Below are 6059 nucleotides of genomic sequence, written 5' to 3' on the forward strand. Positions count from 1 at the left end.
GGAGAAGTCGCTCGGTGTGCTGCCCGTCGTGCGTGACTACCTGGCCCGCCTCGATGTCGCGGGCACGATCGACCGGCTCGCCCCGATGCGCGACAAGGTCAACCGGGCCACCCACGGGCAGGTGATCGCCGCGCTGGTCGCCAACCGGCCGACCTCGCCGGCCCCGCTGCTGCACGTCGAACGGTGGGCACGCCAGTGGGCGGTCGGGGAGATGTCCGGCCTCGCGCCGGACATTCTGAACGACGACCGGGTCGGTCGGGCGCTGGGCGCGCTCGCCCCGGTCTGCGAGGCCGTCGTCGGCCCGGTCGGCGCCGCGGCGATCACCGCGTTCGGCCTCGTGCTGCACGAGCTCATCCGGAGAGGGATCACGATGACGCCGCTCACGGACCACCTCGCCTACCGTAGGAACCTCGTCCTGCGCGGCATCGCCAGCCTCCCGGTCCGCTTCAAACAGCACGCCGGTGTCCTCGGTCAGGTGCCGACGTAGGCCGCGAGGTGCTCGCCGGTGAGGGTGGAGCGGGCTGCGACGAGGTCGGCGGGGGTGCCCTCGAAGACGATCCGGCCGCCGTCGTGGCCGGCACCGGGACCGAGGTCGATGAGCCAGTCGGCGTGCGCCATGACCGCTTGGTGGTGCTCGATGACGATGACCGACTTGCCGGCGTCGACGAGCCGGTCGAGCAGGCCGAGCAGCTGCTCGACGTCGGCGAGGTGCAGGCCGGTGGTCGGCTCGTCGAGGACGTAGACGCCGCCCTTCTCGGCCAGGTGGGTGGCCAGCTTGAGCCGCTGCCGCTCGCCGCCGGACAGCGTGGTGAGCGGCTGGCCAAGGCTGAGGTAGCCGAGCCCGACGTCGGCGAGCCGGTTGAGGATGGCGTGCGCGGCCGGCGTGCGCGCCTCCCCGGCGCCGAAGAACTCCTCGGCCTCGGTCACCGACATCGCGAGCACTTCGCTGATGTCGCGGCCGCCGAGGTGGTGCTTCAGCACCGATGCTTCAAACCGTTTTCCCTCGCACTCCTCGCAGGTGGTGGCGACGCCGGCCATCATCGCCAGGTCGGTGTAGATGACCCCGACGCCGTTGCAGGTGGGGCAGGCGCCCTCGGAGTTGGCGCTGAACAGCGCCGGCTTCACGCCGCCCGCCTTCGCGAACGCCTTGCGGATCGGGTCGAGCAGTCCGGTGTACGTCGCCGGGTTGCTCCGTCGCGAGCCGCGGATCGCGCCCTGGTCGATCGACACCACACCCGCGCCGGCTGGCCCCGAGAGATGGGGGATCGACCCGTGCACGAGCGAGCTCTTGCCGGAGCCGGCGACGCCGGTGACGACGACAAGCACCCCGAGCGGGATGTCGACGTCGACGCCGCGCAGGTTGTGCGCCGTCGCGCCGCGGATCGCTAGCCGGCCGGTGGGCGTCCGCACCGCCTCCTTGATGGCGGCCCGGTCGTCGAGATGGCGGCCGGTGCGGGTGCCGCTGGCCCGCAGCCCCTCGACGGTGCCCTCGAAGCAGACGGTGCCGCCCGCCGTTCCGGCGCCGGGGCCGAGGTCGACGACGTGGTCGGCGATCGCGATCGTCTCCGGCTCGTGCTCCACGACGAGCACCGTGTTGCCCTTGTCCCGCAGCCGTAGCAGTAGGTCGTTCATCCGCCGGATGTCATGGGGGTGCAGGCCCGTGGTGGGCTCGTCGAAGACGTAGGTGACGTCGGTGAGGGAGGAGCCGAGGTGGCGGATCATCTTGACGCGCTGCGCCTCGCCGCCCGACAGCGTGCCCGACGGCCGGTCGAGCGAGAGGTAGCCCAGCCCGATCTCCACGAACGAGTCGAGGGTCCGCCGCAGCGTGGCGAGCAGCGGCGCGACCGACGGCTCGTCGAGGCCGCGGACCCATTCGGCCAGGTCACTGATCTGCATCGCGCAGGCGTCGGCGATGTTGATCCCTTTGATCCTGGAGGACCGAGCCGCCTCGCTGAGCCGGGTGCCGCCGCAGTCGGGACAGGCGGTGAAGGTGACCGCCCGGTCCACGAACGCCCGGATATGCGGCTGCAGGGCGTCGGGGTCCTTGGCGAGGAACGACTTCTGGACCTTGGGGACCAGCCCCTCGTAGGTGAGGTTGACACCGTTGACCTTCACCTTGGTCGGTTCCTTGTAGAGGAAGTCCCGGAGTTCCTTCTTCGTGTACTGGCGGATCGGCTTGTTCGGGTCGAGGAAGCCCGACTCGATGAAGATCCCCACCGTCCACCAGCCGTCCACCTTGTAGCCGGGAATGGTGATCGCGCCCTCGGCGAGCGACTTGGAGTCGTCGAAAAGCTGGGTGAGGTCGATCTCGGAGACCGTGCCCCGGCCTTCGCAGCGCGGGCACATGCCGCCGGCGCGGGCGTAGGTCTGTTTCACGGTCTTGGTCTTACCGGCACCGCGTTCGACCGTGACCGCGCCGGCCGCTCGGACCGAGGGAACGTTGAAGGAGAACGCGTTGGGCGAGCCGATGTGTGGCTCGCCGAGCCGGCTGAACAGGATGCGCAGCATCGCGTTCGCGTCGGTGGCGGTGCCGACCGTGGAGCGGGCGTCGGCTCCCATCCGCTGCTGGTCGACGATGATCGCGGTTGTCAGCCCTTCGAGTACGTCGACCTCGGGCCGCGCCAGCGTCGGCATGAAGCCCTGCACGAAGGCGCTGTACGTCTCGTTGATCAGCCGCTGCGACTCGGCGGCGATCGTGCCGAACACCAGCGAGCTCTTGCCCGAGCCGGAGACGCCGGTGAACACCGTCAGCCGGCGCTTCGGGATCTCGATGCTGACGTCCCTGAGGTTGTTCTCGCGCGCGCCGTGCACGCGGATCACATCGCTGCGGTCGGCAACGTGCGGCGCCGGCGACCGCGGGTCCGGCGACCGCGGGTCCGTCCTCGTGGCCGTGCTCATGGCCGTGCTCATGGCCGTGCTCATGGCCGTGCTCATGGCCGTGCTCATCGTGTCTCCATCTGCCTGGTGCACGGGAGGTGCCTGGTGCACGGGAGGTGCCTGGTACACGGGAGGTGCCGTCGGGCCGGTTATGCTGCGATCGCCGGACGGCTCAGCGGAGCTCGTTGATGCGGATCAGGTTGCCCGCGGGATCGCGGAAGGCGCAGTCGCGAACGCCGTACGGCTGCTCGGTCGGCTCCTGGACGACCTCGGCGCCGCTGGCCTGCAGCCGCGCGAAGATGCCGTCGAGGACGGCGGTGGCCAGCGACGAGCAGCCGACCGCGAAACAGACCTCGGTGACACTCAGGTCGCCACGACGCAGCAGCGCCATTGCGCGCTCGATGCGCCGCGCCATCAGATAGGCGTACGGCGACTCGCCGTAGGCGAGCCGGAACTCGCGGCTGAGATGCCCGGCCGACATGTGCGCGCCGCGGGCGAGCGCCTCGACATCCAGCGGCCGCGCGTACTCCCGGTCGATCCGGTCGCGGACGCGGCGCAGCCGCGCGAGGTCGATCAGGCGCCGCGCCGCGACGGGTCTGCTCGTCACCTGCCAGATCGTGCCACATCGCGCCGAGCACGTGGACGGGCCGGGCCGGGCAACGGACAGGTGAACGGTCCACTCCGCCGCGCCCTGGGTGGCGATGGGACCGTGCAGGTTCAGTACCGCGTCACGGATTCGCTCATGTGCTCTTCCTCGCTGCTGGAGTGGATGTGCCGACGGCGGGTCGTGGTTCGGTGAGCGTGGTTACGAGTTCGTCGATCAGATTCTCGTCAACGGGTTGGCTGGTGGCAAGCATCCGGTACCAGATGACGCCGAAGACGAGGTCAGCGGCGGTGCCAGGGGAAGGGACGGGTGGCAGCTCGCCGCGGGTCCGGGCCCGGTCGAGGATGATCCCGAGCGCGTCACGGCGGCGCTGCAAGAACGAGGAGCGGAACCGTCCCCGGAACTCCTCGTCGATCTGAGCGTGGGCCATCAGTGCGCGCAGTGCATCGGCTACCCGCTGGTCACGGCCCAGCCGGAAGCTAGCCGTGAGGAAGGCACGCAGGTCGGCGGTGTAACTGCCCTCGTCCGGGATGGGCACGTGCAGGTCGGCCTTGGTGGCCAGCGCGTCAAGCAGCACGTCGGCCTTGGACGGCCACCAGCGGTAGATCGTCTGTTTGCCCGCGCCGGAGCGGGCCGCGATGCCCTCGATCGTCAAGCCTGCGTAGCCAACCTCTCCCACGAGCTCGATCGCCGCGGCAAGGATGGCCAGCCGGCTCTCCTCGCTGCGCTTGCGTCCGGGTCGGACCGGGATGGGGTGGTCGGTCACGGAGGCATGCTATCGTCAATCCGATACGAGACGTAACGGTTCGATTTAGGAGATCACGTGAGCGAGCACACCGCGCTGGTCGTCGGGGGAACGTCTGGGATCGGGTTGGCCACCGCCCGGCGGCTGCAAGCCCTTGGCGCAACGGTCCACGTTGTCGGCCGCGGCAAGCAGCGGCTCGATGACGTCGCGGCCAGCGACCCGGAGCTGATCGTCCACCGGGCGGACGGCGGCAACCGTGCCGAGATCAGCGCCGTCATCGAGACGATCGGCCGAATCGACTGGCTGATCATCAGCCTCAGTGGCAGCGAAGGTTCGGGATCTGTCGCTGACCTGGACTTCGACATGCTCCGCCGAGCCTTCGACGCGAAGTTCTGGGCTCACCTCACCACCATCCAGGCGGCTGTGCCGCACCTCACAGCGACCGGCTCCATCACGTTGCTCGGCGCGATCACCGCCCGCGCCGGAATGCCAGGAACCGCAGGCATCGCAGCCCTCAACGGCGCCGTCGAGGCCCTGGTCAAGCCGCTTGCTGTGGAACTCGCGCCGATCCGGGTCAACGGCGTCTCCCCCGGCCTGGTCGACACCCCCTGGTGGAGTGGCATACCCGACGAGGCCCGGAAGGCATACTTCGCCCAAGCCGCCCAGGCGCTCCCCACCCAGCGGATCGCGACCGCGGACGACATCGCCGAGGTCACCGTCGTCGCAGCCACCAACGCCAACCTCACCGGCACAGTCATCGAGACCGACGGCGGGGCCCGTCTCGTGTCGATGGGCTGACCAGCCTTCCAACCCGTCAGCGACGTCTTCTGCCGACAGCCCCGCGTGCAACGCGTCCAGCAGTCGCGGGGCAGCACCAGCGCGATCCCGTCAGCGGTGGTTGGTCAGCAGCCGCTTGACCACCTGGTTAGACGGGCCGGCCTGGATGGTGCCCAGCTCCCGCAGCACGGCCCGCGACCAGCCATCGGGAAAATCGCCGGCCGCCGTGTCACCGCTCCGCAGGACGATGCGCGCGACGTTCTCGTTCGCCCGGTCGGCGGTCCGCACCTGGCCCGCCGTCGCTGGGCACGGTGGCACCCGCGCGGCTCGCCGTGAGGGGAGGTATCAGGTGATCGGCGGGATCGAGCGAGTACCCGAGTCCCTCGATCTGTGCCTTCGACACGACGCGGGCCGCTCCGAGCAACGGTGGATGTAGTTCCGGACGCATCGGTTCGCCTGGTGACCGGGGCGCGGGCGGCCCGCGGGTTTCTTGTCAGGAACCGGGGCCGCTGCGCTGGCCGCCGTGGTGGCGGGAAAATCGGGGCCGCGGCCGTCCGGGACGCCGGTGTCACTGTGATGCCTTCCCGAGCTCGGGAGTCAGGATGGCGCGGGGACCGCTGACAGGCGCTGGTGATTGTTGCTTCGAGCACACGGGTCAGACTCTTCCGAGGCCTGTGGTCCCTCCGGGCGGCCGCGCCTGGTAGCCGTCCGGGGCTCGGAGACGTCTGGTGGAGTTGCTGCACGACCGGTGTGCCGCGCTGGATATCGGTAAGAAGGACCTCAAGGCGTGCGTGCGCACGCCGAAGGCGGGCCGGGGACGTGCCCCCGCCGGCAGGAGGTCCGCACGTTCGCGACGACGACGAACGCTCTGCTGGGACTGCGGGACTGGCTGGTCGCGGAGAAGGTCACCCTGGTGGGGATGGAGGCAACCGGGGGCTACTGGTGCGGGGCGTTCTACCTGCTGGAGGACTGCCTGCCGGTCATCCTGGTCAACGCCGCCCACGCCAGGGGCCTGCCCGGACGCAAGACCGGCGTCTCCGACGCGGCGTGGCTGTC

At 70.2% G+C, this 6059-nt stretch carries 6 protein-coding genes and 1 pseudogene; 3 read left to right on the forward strand and 4 right to left on the reverse strand.

Annotated features, from left to right (window positions below):
* Positions 1-487: DUF4277 domain-containing protein (locus tag AC08OO_RS22110; RefSeq protein ID WP_476619018.1), on the forward strand; the 487-nt coding region annotated here is incomplete at its 5' end.
* Here the strand turns inward: AC08OO_RS22110 and AC08OO_RS22115 are convergent.
* The 3 genes from AC08OO_RS22115 to AC08OO_RS22125 form a co-directional block, all read right to left on the reverse strand.
* A complete protein-coding gene (locus AC08OO_RS22115; RefSeq protein WP_476619019.1) occupies positions 472-2898 on the reverse strand; it encodes an ATP-binding cassette domain-containing protein in 2427 nt (808 codons plus the stop codon). The two genes, AC08OO_RS22110 and AC08OO_RS22115, sit on opposite strands and share 16 nt — an antisense overlap.
* Positions 2899-3049: 151 nt before the next feature.
* A complete protein-coding gene (locus AC08OO_RS22120) occupies positions 3050-3484 on the reverse strand; it encodes a helix-turn-helix domain-containing protein (RefSeq protein WP_476611640.1) in 435 nt (144 codons plus the stop codon).
* A 133-nt stretch (positions 3485-3617) separates the two neighbouring features.
* Positions 3618-4247: a TetR/AcrR family transcriptional regulator gene (locus AC08OO_RS22125; protein WP_476611641.1), complete on the reverse strand. Its 630-nt coding sequence runs from the start codon at positions 4245-4247 to the stop codon at positions 3618-3620.
* A gap of 57 nt (positions 4248-4304) precedes the next feature.
* Here AC08OO_RS22125 and AC08OO_RS22130 point away from each other — a divergent pair, with 57 nt between their 5' ends.
* The gene (locus tag AC08OO_RS22130; protein ID WP_023841073.1) at positions 4305-5024 is read left to right on the forward strand and encodes an SDR family oxidoreductase; all 720 of its coding nucleotides are present in this window, start codon (positions 4305-4307) and stop codon (positions 5022-5024) included.
* Positions 5025-5114: 90 nt separating this feature from the next.
* Here AC08OO_RS22130 and AC08OO_RS22135 read toward each other — a convergent pair whose 3' ends face one another.
* Positions 5115-5291, reverse strand: a complete 177-nt coding sequence (locus AC08OO_RS22135) for a hypothetical protein (protein ID WP_476611642.1) — start codon at positions 5289-5291, stop codon at positions 5115-5117.
* A 499-nt stretch (positions 5292-5790) separates the two neighbouring features.
* Between AC08OO_RS22135 and AC08OO_RS22140 the strand changes: the two are divergent.
* Positions 5791-6059: pseudogene (locus tag AC08OO_RS22140) on the forward strand (IS110 family transposase); the annotation flags it as partial.

It is taken from the genome of Frankia sp. CeCAU1, from assembly GCF_977971845.1.